A 22838-nucleotide genomic window follows, 5' to 3' on the forward strand; every position below is an offset into this window, starting at 1 on the left:
GGCCACCCGGTACGACAAACTCGCTGTCCGTTACGAGGCCACGGTGGTCATCGCGTCTATCAACGAGTGGCTCTGACATCTGAAACAGACCCTAGCCAACTGGTCCGAAAGCCTGCAATCCCGTGCTCAGGCTGTCAAGGGGACCGAGCGCCCGTGTCCGACTCGTTGCCTTCCGCCCCGCCGGTCACGCGAATGCCCGAGGGCCCGCCCATGCGCCGCTGGTGACCACTGTAGACAGTCGAGGCCTCATTCGCGACCATCGGCGGCGGCCAGGCGCTTGCGCAGCACGCCGAGCTGGTTGCGGAGTTCGGCGGGCAGCTTTTCCCCGATGCCGGCGAACCATTCCTCGATCATCGGGATCTCGGCACGCCATTCGTCGATGTCGACCGCGAGTGCCGCGTCGACGTCGGCGGGATCGCCGTCGAGGCCCGCCAGGTCGAGGTCGGCCGCAGTTGGGACGAGCCCGACGGGGGTGTCGGCGGCGTCGGCGGTGCCCTCGATGCGGTCGACGATCCACTTGAGTACTCGGGAATTCTCGCGGAACCCGGGCCACAGGAAGCGGCGGTCCTCGCCGCGGCGGAACCAGTTGACGTGGAAGATCTTCGGCAGTCTGGCGGCGTCGGTGTGCTCGGCGATGTGCAGCCAGTGCCCGAAGTAGTCGCCAGCGTGGTAGCCCATGAACGGCAGCATCGCCATCGGGTCGCGGCGGACGACGCCTACCGCGCCGGTGGCCGCGGCGGTGGTCTCCGAGGACAGCGTGGCGCCCATGAACACGCCGTGCGTCCAGTCGCGGGACTCGGTGACCAGCGGGACGGTGGTGGCCCGCCGGCCGCCGAAGAGGATCGCCGAGATCGGCACTCCCCGCGGATCGTCCCATTCCGGCGCGACGATCGGGCACTGCCCGATGGGGGTGCAGAACCGGGAGTTCGCATGGGCGGCAGGTTCGCCGGTTCCGGGCGTCCAGTCGCGGCCCTTCCAGTCAGTCAGGTGCTCCGGCGGCTGCTCGGTCATGCCTTCCCACCAGACGTCCCCGTCGTCGGTGAGGGCCACGTTGGTGAAGATGGTGTTGCCCTGCTCGATGGTGCGCATTGCAACGGGATTGGTGTGGTAGCCGGTGCCCGGGGCGACGCCGAAGAACCCGAACTCGGGGTTGACGGCGTATAGGCGCCCGTCGTCGCCGAAGCGCATCCAGGCGATGTCGTCGCCAAGCGTCTCGGCCTTCCAGCCGGGCACCGTGGGCTGCAGCATCGCCAGGTTCGTCTTGCCGCAGGCGCTGGGGAAAGCGGCGGCGATGTAGTGGACGGTGCCGTGCGGCGAGGTGAGCTTGAGGATCAGCATGTGCTCGGCGAGCCAGCCCTCGTCGCGGGCCATGGCCGAGGCGATCCGCAGCGAGTAGCACTTCTTGCCCAATAGCGAGTTGCCGCCGTAGCCGGAGCCGAAGCTCCAGATCGCGCGTTCCTCGGGGAAGTGGCTGATGTACTTCGTCGTGTTGCACGGCCACGGCACGTCGGCCCGGCCGGGCTCCAGCGGCGATCCGACGGAGTGCAGGGCCTTGACGAACTCGAGCTCGCGGCCGCCGGCGCCGATGAACTTCCCCAGCGCTGCGGCGCCCATCCGGGTCATCACGCGCATCGAGAGCACCACGTAGGCGGAATCGGTGATCTCCACGCCCAGTTTCGGGTTGTCGTCGTCCAGGGGGCCCATGCAAAACGGGATGACGTACATGGTCCGGCCGGCCATGCTGCCCCGGTAGTGCCCGGTCATGACGGCCTTCATGTCCACCGGGTCCATCCAGTTGTTCGTGGGCCCGGCGTCCTCCTCGCGGCGGGAGCAGATGAAGGTGCGGTCCTCGACGCGCGCGACGTCGGAGGGATCGGACGCGGCCCAGAACGAGTTCGGCTTCGCCGACAGCCGGACCAGGGTGCCCGTGGCGACGAGCTCGGTGGTCAGCAGCCGCCACTCCTCGTCGGAGCCGTCGCACCACACCACCCGTTGCGGGGTGGTCAGCTCGGCGACTTCCTGGACCCACTCCAGCAGCGGTCCGTGGGCGGTCGGCGCCTGGTCCAAGCCTGGGATCGCGGTGGTGGTCATCGTGGTTCTCCTCGCGGCGGTGCTTCGAACGGAAGTGAGCGGCGCGTGCATGCGGCCCGTGCGGGAGCCTCAACGCGTCGTGCACGACGACCACCGGTGCGCACTGCAGGAACGCGCAACGGCTCGGCCTTCGACCGGTTCAGCGGCGACCTCATGTTCGATCCTCGTGCGTCGGACCCATCCTGCGGGTGGCGTCGTGATGTGCTGAGCGTCAGATCCAGGAGATTGCGCAACCGCGCGTTGTGCAACCGGACCGCACGGCCGTGCCCGGCTCATCGTCCCCACAACAGCCGCGGCGTTCATCGGCCTAAGGTCCCCTAAAAGGCGAATCGCCATCGCGTTCGAACACCGTCCGCTGGAGCAGGTAGAAGACGATGTGTGGGGGCTCGGGGCGTGACCAGGCTCGGGGAAAGTGCACCGCCTGCGGCGCAAGCCCTTGGGGGCGCTGAGCGCGGAGGATCTGCGCGTGCTGCTGGCGCAAGGACTCGGCGTCGATGTACTCGCGCCCCGTGCCCTCGCGCTGCTGGAACTGGATCCGCTGTTGGAAGCGACTTCTACGCGGGCGATGGCCTCGTCGCGGTGCTGCGAGCCCCCACCGAACGCGGGCCCACCAACCTGGGCAACGCGCACGGATCGAACGCGTCATCGCATCGATCGACGATCCTGAGCTCGACTCGATCGGAGGTTGTGATCGCCGAATCCCGAGCCCGGAACTGCTGCCCGGCGCAGCGGCGGCGAGGCGATAAGACGCGGGAATGCGGGTACGTCCGAAGCGATGGGTTGTCGAGCGCGAGGAGCACCAAGTAGCCCTCTGGAGCCGCCCGTACGCACGCGAAGGCGACTGGTAGGTGCCCGGCGGTTGTAGCGCTGCGCTCGAACATGCTCGTGCCGCCCGGTTGCTCGCTCGCGTTGAGCGCGACGCGGTCGTAGGCTGGCGGGTGGAGTTTCGATCGACGTTGTTTTCTCGTTCTGGGGCCGTGGTGGCCGGTCGTACGACACACAGGCGTGTGGGCAACCTTCCCGCTGAGCGGACGAGTTTCGTTGGGCGTCGGCAGGAAATCGCCGATGTCCGGGATATGCTGTCCCGCTCCCGGATGGTGACCTTGACCGGAGTCGGGGGTGTCGGCAAGACCCGGCTGGCGCTGCGCGCGGCGGCCCAGCTGGGCCGGGCCTACCGGGACGGCGCCTGGCTGGTCGAGTTGGCCGAGGTGCACGAGGCCGAGCTGGTCGTGCATACCGTCGCCCAGGCGTTGGGCATCCAGGACTGGTCTTCCCGCGGTGTGGAGGTCGTGCTCGCGGATTACGTCCGGGACAAGGACATCCTGATTGTGCTGGACAATTGCGAGCAGGTGCTGGACGGATGCGCGAAGGCGTGCACCGTGCTGCTCGACGTCGCCCCCGGGTTGCGCGTTCTGGCCACCAGTCGGCAACCTCTCGACGTGTACGGCGAGCACGTGCTCGTGGTGTCCACCCTGCCGGTGCCCGAACCATCCGAGGTGGGCCAGCTCGCGGGCGCGGAGATGCCCAACTCGGTTCGGTTGTTCGTCGAGCGCGCCTCGGCTGCGGGTTTCCAGTGCGCGCGGGGCCAGGAGGTAACCGTCGCGAAGCTGTGCCGGGAGCTGGACGGGATCCCCTTGGCGATCGAGCTGGCGGCTGCCCGCACGCGGTTCTTCTCGGTGGACGAGATCCTGGCCCGGATCGGGGACCGCTTCCGGTTGCTTGCCGGCGGCTGCCGCACGTCGGCGCGGCATCAAACGCTGAAGGCGACGATGGACTGGAGCTACGAGCTGTGCTCGGAAGAGGAGCGGATGCTCTGGGCGCGGATGTCGGTCTTCGCCGGCGGGATGGATCTCAAGGCCGTGGAGGACGTCTGCAACAGTGCCGATCTCACACCGGAGCGGGTTCTGGATCTGACGGCGTCGCTGGTCGACAAGTCGATCCTGATCCGCGCGGAGCTGCCCGCCGGGCACGGCACCGCTACCCGCACGCGCTACCAAATGCTGGGGACCGTCCGCGAGTACGGACTGACTCTGCTGGGCGAAAGCGAGAAGCAGCAACTGCGCCAACGGCATCGGGACTGGTATCTGGGCCTGGCAGAACGATGCGCTCGCGAATGGTTCGGTCCGGATCAGCTCGAGTGGCGCGCGCGCATCACCGCCGAGCACGACAACTTGCGGGCAGCTCTGGAGTTTTGCGCAACGCAGCCCGGGCAGGTGCAGGCGGGGCTGCGCCTGGCGGGAGCGCTGTGGTTCTACTGGACGGCTTGCGGGTTCATCGCGGAGGGGCGGAAGTGGCTCGACCGCCTGCTGGCGCTGGATGCGCGGCCGACCGAAGCCCGGGCGACGGATCTGTGGGTCTGCAGTTGGTTGGCCTCCCACCAGGGCGATCTGGCGTGGGGACGAGCTACGGCTGAACGGTGCAGTGCCCTTGCCGAAGAACTGCGGGATCAGGGCCTGGCCGCCTTTGGCATGCACTTGAGGGGCGTCGCCGCGATGGCCGAGGGGGACCTGGCGGAGGCACGCGAGCTTTGCCTGCAGGCGTGGTCGCGGCACCGCACGCACGACACGATGACCAGCCCGATGGTGATGTCGCTGTTCCAGGCGGGGTTGGTGGCGTGCTTGCAGGGCGCGCCGGACCAGGCGACAGCGGATGTCGGTGAAGTCCTGCGGATCACGGCCGAGGTCGGCGAATCGTGGACCCGTTCGTGGGCGCTCGTGGTTCGAGGCCTCGCGTGCTGGATGCGGGGCGATCCCAACGCCGCCGTCGCGGATCTGCGGGAGAGCATCGGCTTCAAATCACGCCTCAACGATCTCTTCGGCCTCGGGGTTGCGGTGGAGGTCCTGGCGTGGTCGTACGTGTCCCTGGGCGAACACGCCCAGGCCGCGAGGCTGTTCGGCGTCCTGGAACGCATCTGGCCGCTCGTCGGGATTCCGCTGCTGGGTTCGCAGCAGCTGCTCGACTACCGGAAGAAGGCTGAGGCCGAGGCCCGCGCGGCGCTGGGGGAGAGCGCGTTCGGCGAGATCTTCGCGGAAACCGCGAAGCTGCCGCTGGAGCAGGGCCTCGCGGTGGCCATGCTGGGCAAGACCCGATCGGCTCCCGCGGCGAGCCCGGAAGCCCGCGGGCAAAAGCTGGGCTGGCCGCTGACGCGCCGGGAGCGCCAGGTCGCCGACGCCGTCGCCGAGGGGATGTCGAACAAGGAGATCGCGGCGCAACTGGTGATCAGCCAACGCACCGCGGAGGCGCACGTCGAGCACATCCTCACCAAGCTCGACTTCGGCTCGCGCACCCAGATCGCGACCTGGGTGGCGGCGCAACGAAACTCGGAGCGCACGACCTAGCGGCCGACGCGCGGTCAGGCCGTCGCAAGTCCGATTCCGGTGGGGGCCTTCTCCTCGCCGCGCATCTGGCGCAGCACGGTCTCGTTGTCGAAGTAGATGCGCTCCGCGAGGAGCTTCTCCGGGACGTCCGCGCGGAAGAGGTAGAACGCGGCCAACTCGAACAAGACCGCCCGCCCCGCTGGCGGGATGCCGCAGTAGTCACCTTGGTGCGTCCCGCTGATCGTCACCTCGCGGACCGAGGAGCCGGGCGTGTCGTACTCGGCGTTCACGGTGACCCGGAAATCCGGAACGGCTGTTTCCAGCACCTGGTAGAAGTCCTGAACGCCCTGGAAACCGTCGTACCGCGTGCTCAGCGGCACGACGTCGTAGAAGGCGTGCTCATCCTGGACGAAAGTGCCGTACACGCGCAGCCAGTCGTGGGAGTTCTCCGCATCGATGTGCTCGGCGATCGTGCGGCGCTGCAATTCGATCCGCTGTGCATCACTAATTGCCATGTCGGCCCCCCGGCTTGCTCAGCCACGGCTTAGACCTCTGCCACCGAGGCTACCTGCCGGGTACCCGTTTCCGCAGGTGACCGGCCACGCTACGGTGGGCTGCGCCCGGCACCGCGAAGCGCGCCGATGCAGAGGAGAAAGTCCCGAAATACGTAGTCGCTACGTAGTACTCCCGTGGTTGCCGAGGGCCTCGCCGGGCCAAGCTGGTGCAGTACTGACCGAACTGCAACCCAGGAACCGCCCCGATGTACGCAACCCGAACCACCGCCGCGAAGCCCACCGGGGCTCCGGCGATCCTCACGTTCCGACCGCCCGAGCCACGCTCCTCCTCCCACAAACCCCAACGGCCGCACGTGTACCGCAACCTGTTCATGGGCACTTGGATTTGCGACCAGGAAGGCACCCGAGCCAACCCTGGTCCAGACAATGCCCGGACGGTGCACCGGACGCACCACGATGCGCTTCGCGCCGCGATCGGCGTGGAAGTCCCGCAACATCGGCTGAGTGCGTGACCCCGAAGACGGCCGCACGTAGACCCCGACACCAGGTAGCCCGAGCCATGTTCTTGAACCAGTGCACCGAAGAAGACCTCGACAACCGCGCCCGACGCGCCGAGCATCACATGAACATCGCCCTCGAAGCACGGCGGTGGAACCTAGCCCAGCGCTACCGCTTCGAGATGCTGGCAGTGGCGGCGGAATGCGACCGCCGAGACCGGAAACCCGACTGGCAGTCCTGAGACCAGGGCGCGAGCAGGAGCCGTTGCATCTCCAACAGCCCCCGCTTCCGCGCCGTGCAGGCCGGTCGAGGCCCAGGCCACGACGAACGGTCGTGCATAATGGACCTTGGCCTCTGTGAAGGCGCGGCCGTCTGCTGGATGGTTGTGGCGTTCGTGCCCCGGCGGAAACCGCCCGAGGATCGAGGACTAGCCATGGCAAGCTCAACGATCGCCCGGACGAAAGCGTCGACACCGGCATCGAGGAGAGCCAGCGAAACCGACGCTGCCCCGCACGATGCCGCACGTAGTGCGGGTGAAGGCCCGCTCGCCGTCGAGCGGCACGTCGTACGGGTGCAGGTACCGGGAATGGGGACGATCCCGCTTCCCCCGCTGAACGAGCTCGCCTACCTGGCAGGGGTCATCGTCCTGGCCACTGCTGGGCTGATGTCTTGGCCGGTGGCGTTGACCATCGGAACGGGCCATCTGCTGGCCCACAACCGGCACATCCAGCTGCTGCGGGCCTTCGGCGAGGCCTTGGAGGAGGCTTAACCGCCCACCAGGCGAGCGCGGGTGTCAGGAGTTGCGCGGGATTACCAGGCCTGATTCGTAGGCGAGGACTACGAGTTGGGCGCGGTCGCGGGCGTGGAGCTTGACCATGGCCCGGTTGATGTGGGTTTTCGCGGTCAGCGGGCTGATCACCATGCGGTCGGCGACCTGGTCGTTGGACAGGCCCTGCGCGACCAGGGCGACGGCCTCGCGTTCGCGGTTGGTCAACTCTTCCAGCCCCGTGCCGGTGACGGTGGTGAGCGGCTGGGTGACGTACCGGTCGATCAGCCGACGGGTGATTGACGGTGCGAGCAGGGCGTCGCCGCGCGCGGCGACGCGCACGGCGTGGAGGAAGTCTTCCGGCTGGATGTCCTTGACGAGGAATCCGGCCGCGCCGGCGCGCAGCGCGGTGAAGACGTGTTCGTCCAAGCCGTAGTTGGTCAGGATGACGACGTGCACCCCGGCCAGGGCCGGGTCCGCGGCGATGCGCCGGGTCGCCTCGATGCCGTCGACGACCGGCATCTGGATGTCGATGAGCGCGATGTCGGGCAGGTGCTCCCTGGCCAGCGCCAGGCCCTCGTTGCCGTCGGCGGCCTCGGCCACCACCTCGATGTCGTCCTCGATGTCGAGGAGCGCGCGGAATCCGCTGCGGATGAGCGGCTGGTCGTCGACCAGCAGGACGCGGATCATGACGTTCGGTCCACGGGAAGTTCGGCTTGCACGGAGAAGCCGCCCTCGTCGCGCGGCGCCGCTCGCAGGTGACCTCCTAGGGCGGTGACTCGTTCGCGCATGCCGAGCAGCCCGACGCCGGGCACCGGTGCGGTGTCCGACGTGGCATTGCCATCGTCGTCGACCCGTATGACCAGGGCGTCGGGGCGGTAGTCGATCCGGACCGACGCGGTAGCGGCGGCGGCGTGACGGGCGATGTTGGTCAGCGACTCCTGAACGATCCGGTAAGCGGTCCGGTCCACCGCGGACGGCACGTCGTTTCGTGATCCCTCGATCGTCAGCTTCGCGTCGAGGCCGGTCGTGCGGGCCCGTTGCACCAGTTCCGGGACGTGGTCAAGCCCATGCGGCGGGTTCTTGTCGTCGTCGCGTAGCGCTTCCAGGGTCGCTCGCAGTTCCCGGGCCGCCTCACGACCGGCCTCCCGGATCGCCAGCAGGGCATCCGGCACCTGTTCACCCCGCTTTCGGGCCAGGTGGACGGCGACTTCGGCCTGCACCTTGATGACGGAGATCTGGTGGGTGAGCGAATCGTGCAGCTCCCGCGCGATGTGCAGTCGCTCCTCGTCGGCGCGGCGCCGCGCGGTCTCCTCGCGGGTGCGCTCGGCCTCATCCGCCCGGCGCTCGGCCTGCCGCAGCGCTTCACCCGCCGCACCGGCGGCGATCAGCCATGCCAGTTGCAGGACGTCCCGGGACTGCGTGAACGCCTCGCCCACGGGCCAGTCGTGGGGAGAGGTCAAGATCGCGAGCGGAAGAGCAGCCAGCATAATCACCGAACCCGCTACCGCGACGATGCGGTGTCCCGCCCGCACCGAGGAGTACACCGCGAACAGGTACGCGACGACCGGCACCTCGAAACCGACTGCCTGGTAACCCAACGCGCACAACGCGGTCACGGCCAGCACGGTGACCGGAGCCCACCGGCGCGCGGCCAGCGACAGGCCGCCGGCTACCAACAACGCGTAACCCAGCGGGTCGAGATCCGTAGAGGGATGTTGTCCGGACAGCCCGGCGACCAGCAGGGCCGCCGCCACGCCGACGGCGATCATCCAGTCCCAGACGCCGATCCGTCCGCCGCTCATGCGTCCGCCGCTCATGCGTGCACCCTAGCCAGATGTCCGCGTGGGCGACTCCCGCGCACAGATGATCAGCCGCCTACCACATCCGCGGTAGCTTCGCGGCTCCTGCGGCATCCGCAGCAGTCGGCTACGGCACCGGCGGCAGCACGATATTGCCTGCGTCCGCACAACGACCGGCGGTGGGTCCAGCGGACATGATCAGCGACGTCCAGTCGTGTGGGAGAAGGAGCACCTCATGTCCGTCCGTAGCATGCTTGCCACCGCCGCAGCCGCACTGCTCGGAAGTTTCGCGCTTGCCACACCGGCTGCCGCACATGCCTTGGCCCAGCCGCCCGACCCCATTGTTTACGGCTGGACCGCCGACCGGGTCTGGGCCACTTCGGCCGCGTTATTGGCGGGGGTTGCCGTGGTCATCGGTGGGCTGGCTCGGGCTCGATCCGCCGGCCGTATGGGCAACGGCACCGGGAAAAGGGGGGCCATCGTGGCCCTGGTGGCGGGGTTGATCGCCGTGGTCAGCGGCGGGCTGGTGGTGGTCACCGCCGACGGCGGTCCCGGCACCGGCAATGGAATCGTCGGGGGCTACCTGGCCCTGGTGCTGGGGCTGGTCGCCATGGTGCTCGGTGGGCTGGCTCGGGGCAAGCTACCGTCGCACCGCTGACCGGGCAAATCCAAGTGTTCCCAACTGGCGTGCATCGCAGCGGTGCGATTCAGCAGGCCGCAGCGGGGATGTGACCGTGGTGCGGAAATCGGGCCCGCACCACGGTCGGGTCGTCATCGCGGTAGGTCGTCGCCCTTGTAGGTGACCGCCTTGAAGGCCACCTTCAGCGGCGACCAGCCGTTCTCGGGTGATCAAACCGCCCATCGAGTGGGCGACGGGCACCTACACCAAGGAGCACTCCGCCGAACACCAGAGCCAGGCGCTGATCGACCTCGCCCGCCGGCTCGGCCCGCGTATCGGCGATCTCACCGAGGTCTCGCGAGCTTGTTCGACCTCGTTGGGCAAAGCCCGGCTGCGCTGACTGTCAGGCGGAAACGGCCTGCACCTGTCGCGGAGCTTTCGTTTACGAAACGGCATCGGTCAGCCGCCATCCCGCACAGGAGGCCCGCCGGCGGTAGAACCGGGCGTAGGTGCCGTCGAGCGTCAGCAACTCCTCGTGCGTGCCGCGTTCGGTCAGGGCACCTTCGTCGAGGACGATGATCTGATCGGCGGCCAGCACGGTCTGCATCCGGTGGGCGATGACCAGCAAGGTGGAGTTCTCGGCCAGCGCTGCGATCGCACGTTGGACCACCACGTCGTTCTCGGGGTCCAGGGATGACGTCGCCTCGTCGAAGACCACGATCGGCGCTTGCTTGAGCAGCGCGCGGGCGATGGACACGCGTTGGCGCTGGCCGCCGGAGAGCCGGGATCCCGCCTCGCCGACGGGGGTGTCGGTGCCCAGTGGCAGTTCGCAAGTCACGTCGACCAGACCGGCGCGCGCGATGGCGTCGCGGACCTCGTCGTCGGTGGCGTCCGGGCGGCCCACGCGGACGTTGTCGCCGAGTGTGCCGTCGAACAGGTAGACGTCCTGGAACACGAACGCCACCATCGACATCAGGTCGTCGGTTGCGATGTCGCGAACGTCGACATCGCCGATGCGGACCTGACCGCCCGTGGTGTCCCAGAACCGCCCCAGCAGCCGGGCGACCGTCGTCTTGCCCGCCCCGGACGGGCCGACCAGGGCGGTCATGCTGTTGCCGGGCAGGGTGAAGCTGAGGTTCCGCAGCACCTGGCGGTCGTCGTAACCGAAGCTGACGTCGTCGAACTCCACGTCATTGCGTTCGGGGCGGGCCGGAGGCGACGGCTCCGGCAGCGGGCGTTCGGCGAGCAGCCGGTTGATCCCGTCCAGGCTCGTGCGCGCCATCCGGATGCTCGCACCGATTCCGGCAGCGGCGGTCACCGGCTCGGCGAACCGGCCGACCAGCACAAGAACAGCGATCACGGTCCCAGCGTCGAGCCCTCCGTCGAGCACCGACAGCACACCGAGCACCAGGGTGGCCGTCACCATCACGCGGACGGTGAACTCGAACGCGAGCAAGCCTGGCACGACCCGGAAAAGCATGCTCTGATCGACGCTCCGCTGCGCCAGCAGCGCACGGTCTAGCGCCCGACCGCCGGTGTCGGCCTGGCCGCACGCACGCAGCACCGGTTGCGCCTTGGCGAACTCGACGACCCGGTTGGCGGCTTCGTCCATGGCGGCGTGCCGCTCGGCGTCGGCGATCCGTACGACCCGGTTACTGATCGCGAGCACCGCCAGCAGAACCGGAATGGCCAGCACGACCGACAGCGCCAGCCGCACGTCGATCAGCGCAATGGTGATCACGATCGTCAGCGAGGTCAGCACCGAGGTGACCGCGGGACGCAGCAGGTGTGCGGGCACGCTCATCACCTGGAGCACGTGCTCGCTGTTCATCCTGCTCAGCTCGCCGACCCGGGAACGGTTGAACCAGCCCAGCGGCAGCGACACGATCGCCGCACCCAGCCGGTGGTGCAGCACATTGGCCAGCCGTGAACCAGTGCGGAATGCCGCTGCCTGGGCGAACCAGGTCGCGCCCGCCGAGCCCATGCAGGCCAGGGCGAAGATCAGCAGCGGCGGCCACACCGTATCCGGTTGGTTGCCGAGCAGGGTCCGCAGCACCGGGACCAGGAAGGCATAGGCGACCCCTTGCAGGACGGCGGCCGTGGCGAGCAACGCCAGCAAGCCCCGCAGCGGTCCGGAGTTCTGCTTGCCCAGCGCGGTGAACAGCGCGCGAATCACGAGTTTCCTCCTGGCGTGGCGTGGGTCGGTGCAGCGGGTTCCTGCGCGCGCCACATGCGCGCATATCGGCCGTCGGCCTCGATGAGCTCGGTGTGGTGGCCTTGTTCGGTGATGCGTCCGCCTTCGAGCACGACGATCTGGTCCGCGTCGCGGATTGTGGCCAGTCGGTGGGCGATCACCAGCAAGGTCCGTCCAGCAGACAATGTGGACAGTGCCTGTTGGATCAGCGCCTCCGAGTCCGGGTCGGCGTAGGCAGTGGCTTCGTCGAGCACCAGAACCGGCGTGTCCGCCAGCAGCGCGCGAGCGATCGAGATCCGTTGGGCTTCGCCGCCGGAGAACTCCGCGTCGACGCCGATTTCCGAGTCGTATCCGCGCGGCAGAGTGGTGATCCGGTCGTGGATCTGCGCGGCGCAAGCGGCCCGTTCGATGTCGGCCGCGTCCGCGTCCGGTCGGGCCAACGCGATGTTCTCGGCGACCGTGCCGCGCAGCAGAACTACGTCCTGGAAAACGAATCCGACGTGCCGGTAGAGGGTTTCCGGCTCCATCTCACGCAGATCCACTCCGCCGAGTGTGATGGAACCACCGGCCACGTCGTGGAACCGGACCAGCAGTTTCGCCAGGGTCGACTTGCCCGCCCCGGAGGGGCCGACGAGAGCGGTGACGGTGCCGGGCCGCAGGTCGAGGCCGATATCGGCGAGCACCGGGTCGTCGTCATAGCCGAACTCCACCCCGCGCAGCCGGATCTCGTTGCCGCTGGGCGTTTTCGGGCTCGCCGGCACCGGCAGCACCGGTTCTGCCAGGAGCGCCTGGACGTTGCGCGCCGCCGCGGTTCCGGTGCGCAACGCCTGGAAGCGCGTTCCGATCGCGGCGATCGGGCCGGCCAGTGCTGGTGCGAGCAGGACGAACGCCAGCACGTCGGGCGCGGCCACCACGCCGGTGGCGACCATGCTCGTGCCCGCGGTGACCACGAGCAGCAGCACCACGACAGGTGAAACCGCCAGCTGCGATGCCGTGGACACGCCGATGGTGGAACCCACCCAGCGGGTGAAGAACTCGTGGAAGTCGTCGGCTGCGCGCAGGAAGCGCTGGTGCGCCGTGCGGGTGCCGCCGAAAGTCTTGACCACGGCGATGCCCTCGACGAATTCGACCACGCCGCTGTTGATCTCGGCTACCGCTCGCCCGTAAGCGGCCATCTGCGGGCGTGCCTCGGCCATCGCCCTGCGGAACAGCAGTGCTCCGGCCAGCGGTGGGATGACCGAGATGGCCGCCATCCGCCAGTCGACGGTCACCAGGTACACCAGCGCGGTCAGCGGGGCCAGCATTACGGAGGTCACGTCGAGCAGGGTGTGCGCGACGAAGTAGTGCATACCGGCGATGTCGTCGTGCAAGGTCTTCTTGACTGTGCCGGAGGTTGTCTTCGAGAACCATCCCAGTGGGACGCGTCCCAGCCGCCGGGCCATGGCCCGGCGCAGGTGCAGTTGCAGCTTGTTGTCGCCGACGTGGGTGATCGTATTGGCCGCCATCGACAGTGCCAGGCTGACCAGTACCGCACCGACGCCCAGCCACACCAGCGGCCAGGCGAATTCCGGCCCGGCTCCGCCGGGCAGCAACACCCGGCCTAGTTCGGCGATCGTGATCAGCGGCAACACACCCAGGACCGAGGCCACCGCCTGAAGCGCGACCGCGGTGGCGAGATACCCCCGGATCGGGGCGAGCACGCGGGCGGCCTCGGCGGTGCCGGAATTCTTCGTCACAGCACACCACTCTCGTATTCGTCCATGATGGACATCTGCATCCTGGACACCTCTGCGGCCAGGTTCGCGACGGTCGGCGAGGCCAGGAAGTCCCGCACGCCGACGTCGACCCCGAACCGCTGCTGGACCGCGCTGATCACGCGCAGCGCGAGCAAGCTGTTGCCGCCGAGGCCGAAGAAGTTGGCGTCGCGGTCGTCAACCGGATGCCCGAGCAGGTCGGCCCATGCCTCGGCCAGCACCTTCTCGACCGCACCGTCCGGTGGTTCGCCTGCGGTGCCGTGGTCGTCGGCCATGCGTTCCAGCGCCGCCCGGTCGAGTTTTCCGTTGGCGGTCAGGGGAAGCACGTCGAGCAGCGTGAACCGGGCCGGGATGGCGTAGCGGGGCAGGCGCTGGGCCAGTTCGGTGCGGACGGCCGCGGTGTCGAGCCCGTCGGTGCGCTCGACGAAGCCGTGCAGCACCCGTTGCCGTCGTTCTCCGGTGACCACGACCACCGCGTTGCCCACTCCAGGGCAGGACTCCAGCGCGGACTCGATCTCGGCGAGTTCGAGCCGGTGCCCGCCGATCTTGACCTGGTGGTCGGCCCTGCCGAGGAACTCCAGCGTCCCGTCCGGCCAGTACCGGCCGAGGTCTCCGGTGCGGTACCACCGCTGTCCCCGGTCGTCGACGAACTTCTCAGCGGTCCTGGCCGGGTCGCCGCGGTATCCGGCCGCCACTCCGCGACCGCCGATCCACAGTTCACCCGCCACCCATTCCGGCCGATCCCTGCCCTCCTCGTCGACAACCCGGTAGCGCTGGTTCGCCAGCGGCAGGCCGTAGGGGATGGAGCTCCAGCGGGCGTCGATTTCGCCCACCTCGTAGGCGTTGGACCAGATGGAAGCCTCCGTCGCGCCTCCGAGGGCGACCAGACGGCAGCGCCCGTCGGTGGCCGCCGCCAGCCGGGCGCCCAGGTCCAGCGCGACCCAGTCCCCCGAGACCAGAGCGAGACGCAGTGTCGCGGGCAGCTGCCGTCCGCCGAGTTCTGCGGCGGTGAGCAGCATGTCCAGCAACATCGGCACGGTGTTCCACAGGGTCACGCCGTGCCTGGTGACCAGTTCCAGCCAGCGGTTGGCGTCGCGTCGCTCGTCCTCCCCGGGCAGCACCAAGGTGCCGGCGGCGCCAAGGACGCCGAAGACGTCGTAGACCGACAGGTCGAAGTCCAATGCCGACACCGCGAGCACCCGATCGTCAGCGGTCACCGAGTACCGGCTGTTGATGTCGGCGATGGTGTTGACCGCCGCGTCGTGGGTGATCTCCACTCCCTTGGGAGTGCCGGTGGAACCGGAGGTGAAGATCACGTAGGCCAACGAATCGGGTTCCACCGGGACCGGAGCACCCAACGGTTCGGCCCGGACCGCCGTGCTCAGCTCGAGCCGGTCGTCGCCCCCGGTTTCGTCGATCACGAGCCGCGCTCCGGCGTCGGTGTAGATGCGTTCTCGTCGCAGCTCGGGTTGCTCGACGCCGACCGGAACGTAGACGCCACCGGCGCAGAGCACACCCACTGCCGCCACAATCTGGTCGGCCCCCTTGGGAAGGGTGATGGCCACGGTGTCTCCCGGCCGCACTCCGCTGCGCACCAGTGCGCCCGCCACGCGCAGGGCGCGGTCGCGGAGTTCGCCGTGGCTGAGCGTGCACCGATGGCCGTCGTGTTCCCAGATGACGGCGTCGGCGTCGGCTGGCGCGTCGAACAGCGGGGCGTGCAGCAGACCACCAGGGACCGTGCGGTCCGTCGCGTTGACGTGATCGCGGACCTGCTTCTGCTCGGCTGGCAGCGGATCGGGCAGGTTCTCGGTCCAGTCGTGGCCGGCCAACCACTCCAGCAGCCGGCGGTAGGCGGCGAACATCGCGGGCAGGACGCCTTCGCAGAACAGGTCCTCCACCGCGTCCCAGGTGACCAGCAGGCCACCCTGGGACTCCATCACCTGATTGTCCAGACACACCTGCGGCGACTGGGAAATCCCCCACACACGCTCCGGGAACCCCGGCGACATGTCCATCGACACCCCGTCGCCGACGCCGATCGCGCTGGTGAACACCACCGGCATGGCGTCGATGTTGCCCGTTCTGCGAGCCAGCTCCCGCAACAGCCACGACGGGGCGACGTCGCGGTGGTCGAGGTCGGCACCGAGCCGCCGCTGCATCCGGCCTGCGGCCTCCAGCCACGGTTCGCCCGGCTCCGGCCGGTAGTCGGCAAGTGACAGCGAGGTGAAGTCGCCAAGCACGCGGTAGATGTCGGGATCGACCTCCCGGCGGTTGAACAGGGTCAGCGTCACTGTGAGCGGGCGTTGGCGGCTCCAAGCGCCCAGCACCTCGGCGTAGGCGGTGAGCAGCACGGTGGAGGGGGTCAGCCCGGCGGCTCTAGCCCGATCCCGGATCGCCTGCCATTGCCGTTGGTCCAGCCAGGTCTGGTGGCGGCAGAACTGCGGTCGCGACACCTGCGAGGGGTCTGTGGTCATCGGCAGTGCGGGGCCGGGCGGCAACTCATTCAGCCGTTGCAGCCAGTACCGCTGGTCGTGTTCGAGGTCCTCGGGTTGGGGCTCGACCTGGAGCACGTAGTCGCGGAACGACATCCCGATCGCGGGCAGCTCGACGTCCGGGGCTCGGTAGAGGGCGTCGAGTTCGGAGAACAACGTCATGATCGACAGGGCGTCGAAGATGATGTAGTCCAACCCGATCGCAAGTCTCGTGCGCCGGCCGCTGTCGGTGTCGTAGTGCAGCGCGGTCACCTCGAACAGCGGCCATCGGCTGAGATCGAAGTAGCGGTGCGATTTCTCTTCCCGCAGGCGTGCCAGCGCCGGAGCGGGGTCGCCGCCGGTGGCGTCGCGGACCTCGATCCGGAAAGGGGGTGGGTCGGCCAAAATGCGTTGCGCGCCGTCGTCGTCGAAGATCGCGCGCAGCATCTCGTGCCGGTAGACGAGGCGCTGCCAGGCCCGTTCCAGCCGCTCCAAGTCGACCTCGGCGCCGTCGAACTCGGTGTACTGGTAGGTACCGACACCACCGAGGGGCAGCCGCTCGTCGCGGCCTATCCAGTACGCGCGTTGAACATCGGTCGGCGGGAACGGGTCGTGGCGGTGGTCCAGGTCGGCGTGCAGGCGGATCTGGTCGTCGGATCCGCCCAGCATCAGCGACGAAGCGAAGTCGGCCAGCACGGGCCGGGCGAACAACATCGCCAGGCGCGCGCCCGCGATCCCGGCTTCACGCAGTCTGCCGACCAGCCGGGTCGCCATCAGGGAATCGCCACCGAGAGCGAAGAAACCGTCGTTCCTGCCGATCCGGTCGACTCCCAGCAGCTCGGCCCACACCGAGGCGACCACCTCCTCCAGCTCGCCTGCGGGCTCCTGGAACTCCTCCGCAGCAGGGGTGGCCTCTTGGGACAGTAGCGTTGCGATTGCACTGCGGTCCAGCTTTCCGTTGTGGGTCAACGGAAGTCGTTCCCGCACCGCGATGTGGTCGCATACCATGTACGGCGGCAGCCGGTCACCGAGCCAGGCCAGCAGGTCTGCCTCCGACACGGCATCGGAAGCGGACACGGCGGCGACCAGCCGGGGCGCCGGCTCCGCGATGAGGGTGGCCACGGCGTGTCCGATCGCGGGGTGCGCCGAGAGGGCGGACTCGACCTCACCCAGTTCCACGCGATACCCGTGCACCTGCACCTGGTGGTCGGCGCGGCCAAGGAACTCCAACGTGCCGTCCGGCCAGTAGCGCGCGAGATCCCCGCTGCGGTACCAGCGCCGACCGTCGTGCTCGACGAACCGTTGCGCCGTGCGCCGCGGATCTCCCCGGTAGCCGCGGGCCACACTCGCCCCACCGACCCAGAGCTCGCCGGTGACCTGGTCCGGGCGGTCTCGTCCTTGGGCATCGACGACCCGGCAGCTCACGCCCGGCAGCGGAGCGCCCCACGGCATGGAGCGCCACGACGCCGGTACTTCGGAGACCTCGATCGCGGTGGAGTGGATCGCGGCCTCGGTCATCCCCCCCAACGCGACGAATCGGCAGTCGGGCGCGCGTTCGCGCAGCCGCCCAGGCAGGTCCAGTCCGACCCAGTCGCCACCGAGCAGGACCAGCCGCAGCGCTGGCTGCCCTCCGTCCGCTGCGGCCAGCAGCATGTCGAGCAGCGCGGGAGCGGTGTTCCACACCGTCACGTCGTATCCGACCGCCAGCCGCCACCAGTGCTCGGCGTCGCGACGACGGGACTCGTCGACGGTCACGACCGCGCCCCCGACCGACAGCATTCCGAAGATGTCGTAGACCGAGAGGTCGAACTCCAGCGCCGACACCGCCAGCGTGCGGTCCTGGGGACCGACCCCGAACCGAGTGTTGATCGCCGTGATGGTGTTCATCGCCGCGCTGTGCGTGACTTCAACGCCTTTGGGTTCGCCGGTCGAGCCGGAGGTGAACAGCACGTAGCCGAGTTCAGCGGGATCGACCCACGTGGGAGCCGTCGCGGGTGGGTACTGCGCTGCGTCGGACATCAGCAGCACCGGTTCGGAGGCCGCCGAGCGCACCGCGTCGCAGTACCTCGCGTCTGTGAGCGCCGCCGTTGCTGCGGCGAGTCGGTGGAGGCGGGATCGGCGTTGCGGGGGCTGGTCGACGCTGATCGGCACGTAGGCGGCACCCGCGGCCAGCACGCCCAGCGCCGCTACGATCTGCTGCGGCCCCTTCGGCAGCGTGATCGCTACCGCGTCGCCCCGGCCGACACCGTGCGACGTCAGCAATGCGGTTACCCGCAACGCACGCTCGGCGAGTTCGGCGTAGGTCAACGACATGCCGTCGTCGACCAAAGCGACCGCGCTCGGGTGGTCGCGCACGTGGGCGAAGAACCCTTCGTGCAGAAGCTGTGACGGTGCAACCGGTTCGACGTTATTGAGCAATTTCCGGGCGGCGGCCTGCGCGGGTGGCAGCAGCGATCCGACCGGGTTGGCCCACCGATCGTTCGAGGCGATCAGGTCGCTGATCAGGTCGCGGTAGACCTCGAAGGCCGCCTCGGCGGTGCCTTCGGCCAGCACGTCGGCTCGCACGTCCCAGTTGAGCAGCAGCCCTGAGTCGAGTTCGGTGACCTGGGCGTCCAGCCACACTTGCGGCCCCTGCGAGATGATCCACGACGGTGTGCCGAAGCAGCGTTGCAGATCGGCGTCGTAGATCTCCCCCAGCCCCAGTGCGCTCGTGTAGACCACCGGTGCCAGCACTGGGACTCCGTCGCCGAGTCGCGCCAGATCGCGCAGTACCTCGACACCGCCGTAGGCGCCATGTCCGATCGCGGCCCGCATGTTGGCCTGCACTCCTCGCGCGCGCTCGACGAAGGGCATCGGTTCGCTGACGTCGACCGGCAATAGGATCGACGAGCTGAAGTCGCCGACCAGCAGGTCGACGTCGTCGCGCGGCAGCTCCCGGTCGAACAGCGGGAGGTTGAGCAGGAACCGGGGTTCGGTGCTCCACGCTCCGATCACCTCGGCGAAGGCGGTGGCCAGCGCGGCCGCCGGGGTCAGTCCCTGGTGTTGCGCGGCGGTGATGAATTCTGCCTTGTCCTGCGGGGAGATCCAGTGGTGCAGACGCGCGGTCCGGGGTGGGCCGGCCTGTTCGGAGCTCAGCGACAGTCCCGGTCCGCCGGGCAGCTCGGGCAGCCGTTGTTGCCACCACTGTCGGGAACGGGCGCGTTCGGGGTCGTACCGTGCGGCGCGGTCTGCAAGGTAGCGGGGGAAGCTGTAGTCGATCGGTGGCAGTTCGGTCCCGGGATCCTCGTAGAGGGCACGCAGATCGTTGAGCAGGATGCGCATGCTCAGCGCGTCGGCGACCATCATGTCGAGGTCCACGTGGATCCGAGTGGAACCGTCGGGCAGCAAGGATAGTGCGACCTCGAAGACCTCTCCCGCATCGACGTCGAACCTGCGATGGGTGTAGTACTCGCGCAGTCGCTCCAGTTCGGCGTCGCAGTCCGGCCGCTGGCGCAGGTCATGCACACGCACCGCGGGCAGCGCGCTGGTTGCGGTGATCTGCTGGCGGCCGTCGTCCAGGAACCGCACCCGCAGCATGTCGTGCCGTGCGACCAAGGCGTCCAGCGCCTTCTGCAGGCGCGGCGGTTCAACGCTCGCGCCGTCGAACTCGACGTAGAAGTGAGCGGAGACCTCGCCGAAGGGCTGTCCGGGCTGGCGGCCGATCCAGTAGGCGTGCTGCATCGTCGCCAGGTCGAACGGCGCCCGCTCGTCGACGGTGTCCGGTTCCGTTTCCAGGAAGCTCGGGCCGGAGGTGCCCAGCACCGCCCGCCAACCCGCCAGGGTCGGGTTCTCCGCCAGATCGTCGAAGGTGACCGCCCGGCCCTGCCTGCGCCACTGCCCGGCCAGCCGGATCAGGCCCAGGGAGTCGAGTCCGAGGGCGAAGAGGTCGTCGTGCGTGCCGATCTCCTCGGGCGCAAGCCCGAGCGCGGTGGCGACCTCCGCGCGCAGGGCGTTGTCCGCGGCGCTCATTTCGCCTCGCCCGGTTCGCCACCGATGCCCCAGCGCTGGGCGGGGGTGCCGTCGAGGACTACCCAGGTGAAAGGACGCGTTTTCTCGCCGAGCACGCCCGCGACCGCGTCGGTGAGCGCCGAGATCAGTGCTCGCTCGGTCTCCGGCGCCAGGCGCTCCTCGAAAATCTTGACGTCGATGAATGGCATGGCGGCTCCTCAGGAAATCGGTTGGCTGGAATGGAAAGCACGGCCGGGCGAGGTCAGTTCCTCGTGCAGGACCGCGCAGAGCCGGTCGACCTGGGAATCGGTCAGACCGGGGTGGCAGGGCAGGTTCACGTGGCGGTCGAACCAGCTGTTCTCGGCCACCGGGCACGCGCCCGCCCGATACCCGCGTGCCCGCCACTCGGGCGTCAGGTGCAGCGGGAAGTAGCGCAACTGGACCTCGATCCCGTGCCGGTCCAGCGACCGGACCAGCCGTTCGCGCTCGGGCGCGCCCGAGTCGACGAAGAACGTGTAGAGGTGGTGGGCGTGTTCGGTTCCCGGTGGTGCGTGATGCGGTCGGGCGCTGGTGCCCGCATCGGCCAGTGCCTCGTCGAGCCGGTGCGCGATTTCCGCGCGGCGAGCGGATAATTCCGGTAATCGTCCAAGCTGGACCGAGCCGACGGCCGCAGCGGCTTCCGACAGGGTCGCGTTGGTCCCCGCGCGCAGAACCTCGGTGTACTCGCTGGAGTAGATTTCGTCGGCGTACTTCATCCACGGCAGCAGGGTCGGCGGTCGGGTTCCGCGGACGGGGCGGGTAACGCCGTCGACTCCGTTGGAACGCAGGCATTCCAGCCGGTACGCCCAGTCGTCCCGGTCGAAGGTGATCATGCCGCCCTCTCCCAGGGTGGTGAGGTTCTTGGAGTTGTGGAAGCTGAAGCAGCCGATGTCGGCCAGTGCACCGGGGCGGCGGCCGTGGTAGCTCGCGCCCAGGGCGTGCGCGCAGTCCTCCACGACGACCGCGCCGTGGGCGTGCGCGACGGCGGTGATCCGGTCCATTTCCGCCGGGCATCCGCCGTAATGCACCAGCAGAACCGCTGCGGTCCGCTCGGATATGAGCGTTTCGAGGACCGTCGGGTCCATGTTCAGGGTGTCGGGGTCGACGTCGCAGAAGATAACGTCGACATCGAGGTTGAGAAGCGGAGCGATGGTGGCCTGGTAGGTCTGCGGGGTGACGATCACCTCGTCGCCGGGGCGCAGGTCCAATAAATGGATCGCCAATTCGAGGGCGACCGTTCCACTGGTCACCGACATCGCGTGCGCGGACCCGATGTGCTCGCGGAACCCGTTTTCGAACCGGTCGCGGTGGGGACCGGAGCTCAGCGGCGCTCCGGAGCTGACGAGGCTGGTGAGAGCCGCAATTTCGGCGGCGCCCAGCTCGCTTCCCCGGGTTGGGAAGGCAACCCGGTAGGTGCGGTCGAGCATATCGGCTCCTGCATGGGTAGCAACGTGAAAACAAAGTGTTTTCGGATCGAGAATAGCAATCAACTCCGGCGTTGCAAATTAATGCAACAATTCGCATATGTCGGAGCAAATAATCCTCCGGGGTCGGCCCAAAAAAAGGATGACCCCTCTTGAAATTGCGGGCTTAAAATTTTTCTATACGACTCCTTGACAGTTCTTCTCGAGGCGGATTAACTACGGATTGGGGGGCGGTGCGATTGCGCGCCGAGTTGAGCGAAATGGAGTCCTTTATGCGGTTCGGGTTGACCTTTTTCCCCGTGATCGGCCCGGACGAGAAGTCGCCGAGCACCTATTACGACGAGTGCCTGGAGTTGTCGCGACTGGCCGACGCCGCGGGTTACGAGCACGTGCAGGTCGTCGAGCACTACTTCTCGTCCTATGGTGGCTACAGCCCAGACCCGGTCACCCTGCTTACGGCGATCGCGGCCGCCACCAAGAGCATCCGCGTGACCACCGGCGCGGTCGTCCCGGCGTTCACGCATCCGATCAAGCTCGCCGGCAAACTCGCGATGTTGGACAACCTTTCGCACGGCAGGCTCGACGTCGGGTTCGGCCGGGCGTTCCTTCCGGAGGAGTTCGCCGCTTTCGGGGTGCCGATGAGCGAGAGCCGCTCGCGCTTTGCCCAAGGGGTCGAACTCTGCCGTCGATTGTGGACGGAAGACGACGTCGTTTCCGAGTACGAGTGGGCGGCCTTCGGGCCGGTGACCATGCTGCCCCGGCCGTACCAGAGCCCTCATCCACCGATCTTCGTGGCGTCGACCACGAGCGCGCAGTCGTGCGCGGCGGCCGGCCGCGCCGGTTACCACCTGCAGGTCGTGCCGACCGTGACCTCGCGCGAGAGTCTTCAGGACATGCTGGCGATCTACCGGAAGGCCCGCATCGAGGCGGGTCACCAGCAGCCGCCGCGTATCCAGATCAAATACACCTGTTACCTGGGCGAGGATCGCGCGCGGGTGCTGGAGCAGGCCCGGCGCTGGGAGCACAACTACATCGAGAAGATGACCGGCGCGGTCGCGTCGTGGGGGCAGGCCCGGAGCGCGGACTACCCGGGTTACGAGCAGTTGGTGGCCAAGGTGGCGAAGTACGACTTCGACAAAAGCCTGGCGGACAACAAGGTGTTCGCTGGAACGCCGGCTGAGGTCGGAGAGCAGGTGGCCACCGTCGCCGAGTGGTTCGGCGACGACGTGACGTTGAGCCTCCAACTCAACCCGGGCGCGCTGCCATTGCCGGATGCCCGCACCGCGGTGCGGTTGTTCGCCGAGCAGGTCGCTCCCCGGTTCACCGGTTTCGCCGCCTCGGCGGTCTGAGCGGAAGGCGGC

General features: G+C 68.5%; 16 protein-coding genes. 7 read left to right on the top strand and 9 right to left on the bottom strand.

Going from position 1 to position 22838, the window contains the following annotated elements; translation table 11 throughout:
- Positions 1–246: 246 nt before the first annotated feature.
- Complete coding sequence (locus tag ACWDKQ_RS21155; protein ID WP_450140461.1) at positions 247–2091, bottom strand: phosphoenolpyruvate carboxykinase (GTP); 1845 nt, start codon at positions 2089–2091, stop codon at positions 247–249.
- Between the two features lie 466 nt (positions 2092–2557).
- Between ACWDKQ_RS21155 and ACWDKQ_RS21160 the strand changes: the two genes are divergently transcribed.
- Together ACWDKQ_RS21160 and ACWDKQ_RS21165 are read left to right on the top strand one after the other, a co-directional pair.
- Positions 2558–2758, top strand: a complete 201-nt coding sequence (locus ACWDKQ_RS21160) for a hypothetical protein (RefSeq protein ID WP_450140482.1) — start codon at positions 2558–2560, stop codon at positions 2756–2758.
- 409 nt (positions 2759–3167) lie between these two features.
- On the top strand, positions 3168–5429 hold the full coding sequence (locus ACWDKQ_RS21165) for an ATP-binding protein (RefSeq protein WP_450140483.1): 2262 nt from the start codon (positions 3168–3170) through the stop codon (positions 5427–5429).
- Between the two features lie 14 nt (positions 5430–5443).
- Here the strand turns inward: ACWDKQ_RS21165 and ACWDKQ_RS21170 are convergent, their stop codons facing one another.
- Positions 5444–5923, bottom strand: a complete 480-nt coding sequence (locus tag ACWDKQ_RS21170; protein ID WP_450140462.1) for an ester cyclase — start codon at positions 5921–5923, stop codon at positions 5444–5446.
- A gap of 559 nt (positions 5924–6482) precedes the next feature.
- On the opposite strand from ACWDKQ_RS21170, the gene ACWDKQ_RS21175 reads away from it, so the two are divergent.
- Positions 6483–6662, top strand: coding sequence for a hypothetical protein (locus ACWDKQ_RS21175; RefSeq protein ID WP_450140463.1), 180 nt, complete (start codon positions 6483–6485; stop codon positions 6660–6662).
- Between the two features lie 192 nt (positions 6663–6854).
- Positions 6855–7190: a hypothetical protein gene (locus ACWDKQ_RS21180; protein WP_450140464.1), complete on the top strand. Its 336-nt coding sequence runs from the start codon at positions 6855–6857 to the stop codon at positions 7188–7190.
- Positions 7191–7214: 24 nt separating this feature from the next.
- On the opposite strand, the gene ACWDKQ_RS21185 is transcribed toward ACWDKQ_RS21180, so the two are convergent.
- Entirely contained in the window at positions 7215–7877 is a 663-nt protein-coding gene (locus tag ACWDKQ_RS21185) for a response regulator (protein ID WP_450140465.1), read from the bottom strand.
- Positions 7874–9007, bottom strand: a complete 1134-nt coding sequence (locus tag ACWDKQ_RS21190) for a sensor histidine kinase (protein ID WP_450140466.1) — start codon at positions 9005–9007, stop codon at positions 7874–7876. Before ACWDKQ_RS21190 ends, ACWDKQ_RS21185 begins: the two co-directional genes overlap by 4 nt.
- Positions 9008–9224: 217 nt before the next feature.
- On the opposite strand from ACWDKQ_RS21190, the gene ACWDKQ_RS21195 reads away from it, so the two are divergent.
- Positions 9225–9647, top strand: coding sequence for a DUF6223 family protein (locus ACWDKQ_RS21195; protein ID WP_450140467.1), 423 nt, complete (start codon positions 9225–9227; stop codon positions 9645–9647).
- Between the two features lie 187 nt (positions 9648–9834).
- Complete coding sequence (locus tag ACWDKQ_RS21200; RefSeq protein ID WP_450140468.1) at positions 9835–10008, top strand: hypothetical protein; 174 nt, start codon at positions 9835–9837, stop codon at positions 10006–10008.
- A gap of 42 nt (positions 10009–10050) precedes the next feature.
- On the opposite strand, the gene ACWDKQ_RS21205 is transcribed toward ACWDKQ_RS21200, so the two are convergent.
- The 5 genes from ACWDKQ_RS21205 to ACWDKQ_RS21225 are packed head-to-tail and all read right to left on the bottom strand — an operon-like array spanning position 10051 to position 21480.
- Complete coding sequence (locus ACWDKQ_RS21205; protein ID WP_450140469.1) at positions 10051–11784, bottom strand: ABC transporter ATP-binding protein; 1734 nt, start codon at positions 11782–11784, stop codon at positions 10051–10053.
- Positions 11781–13538, bottom strand: coding sequence for an ABC transporter ATP-binding protein (locus ACWDKQ_RS21210; RefSeq protein ID WP_450140470.1), 1758 nt, complete (start codon positions 13536–13538; stop codon positions 11781–11783). Before ACWDKQ_RS21210 ends, ACWDKQ_RS21205 begins: the two co-directional genes overlap by 4 nt.
- Entirely contained in the window at positions 13535–20035 is a 6501-nt protein-coding gene (locus ACWDKQ_RS21215) for an amino acid adenylation domain-containing protein (protein WP_450140471.1), read from the bottom strand. Before ACWDKQ_RS21215 ends, ACWDKQ_RS21210 begins: the two co-directional genes overlap by 4 nt.
- On the bottom strand, positions 20032–20223 hold the full coding sequence (locus ACWDKQ_RS21220) for a tautomerase family protein (protein WP_450140472.1): 192 nt from the start codon (positions 20221–20223) through the stop codon (positions 20032–20034). The genes ACWDKQ_RS21215 and ACWDKQ_RS21220 overlap by 4 nt, the downstream gene beginning before the upstream one ends.
- Positions 20224–20232: 9 nt before the next feature.
- Complete coding sequence (locus ACWDKQ_RS21225) at positions 20233–21480, bottom strand: DegT/DnrJ/EryC1/StrS family aminotransferase (RefSeq protein ID WP_450140473.1); 1248 nt, start codon at positions 21478–21480, stop codon at positions 20233–20235.
- Positions 21481–21749: 269 nt separating this feature from the next.
- Between ACWDKQ_RS21225 and ACWDKQ_RS21230 the strand changes: the two genes are divergently transcribed.
- On the top strand, positions 21750–22826 hold the full coding sequence (locus tag ACWDKQ_RS21230) for an LLM class flavin-dependent oxidoreductase (protein ID WP_450140474.1): 1077 nt from the start codon (positions 21750–21752) through the stop codon (positions 22824–22826).
- Positions 22827–22838 lie beyond the last annotated feature (12 nt).

Source organism: Saccharopolyspora sp. NPDC000995, from assembly GCF_053599315.1.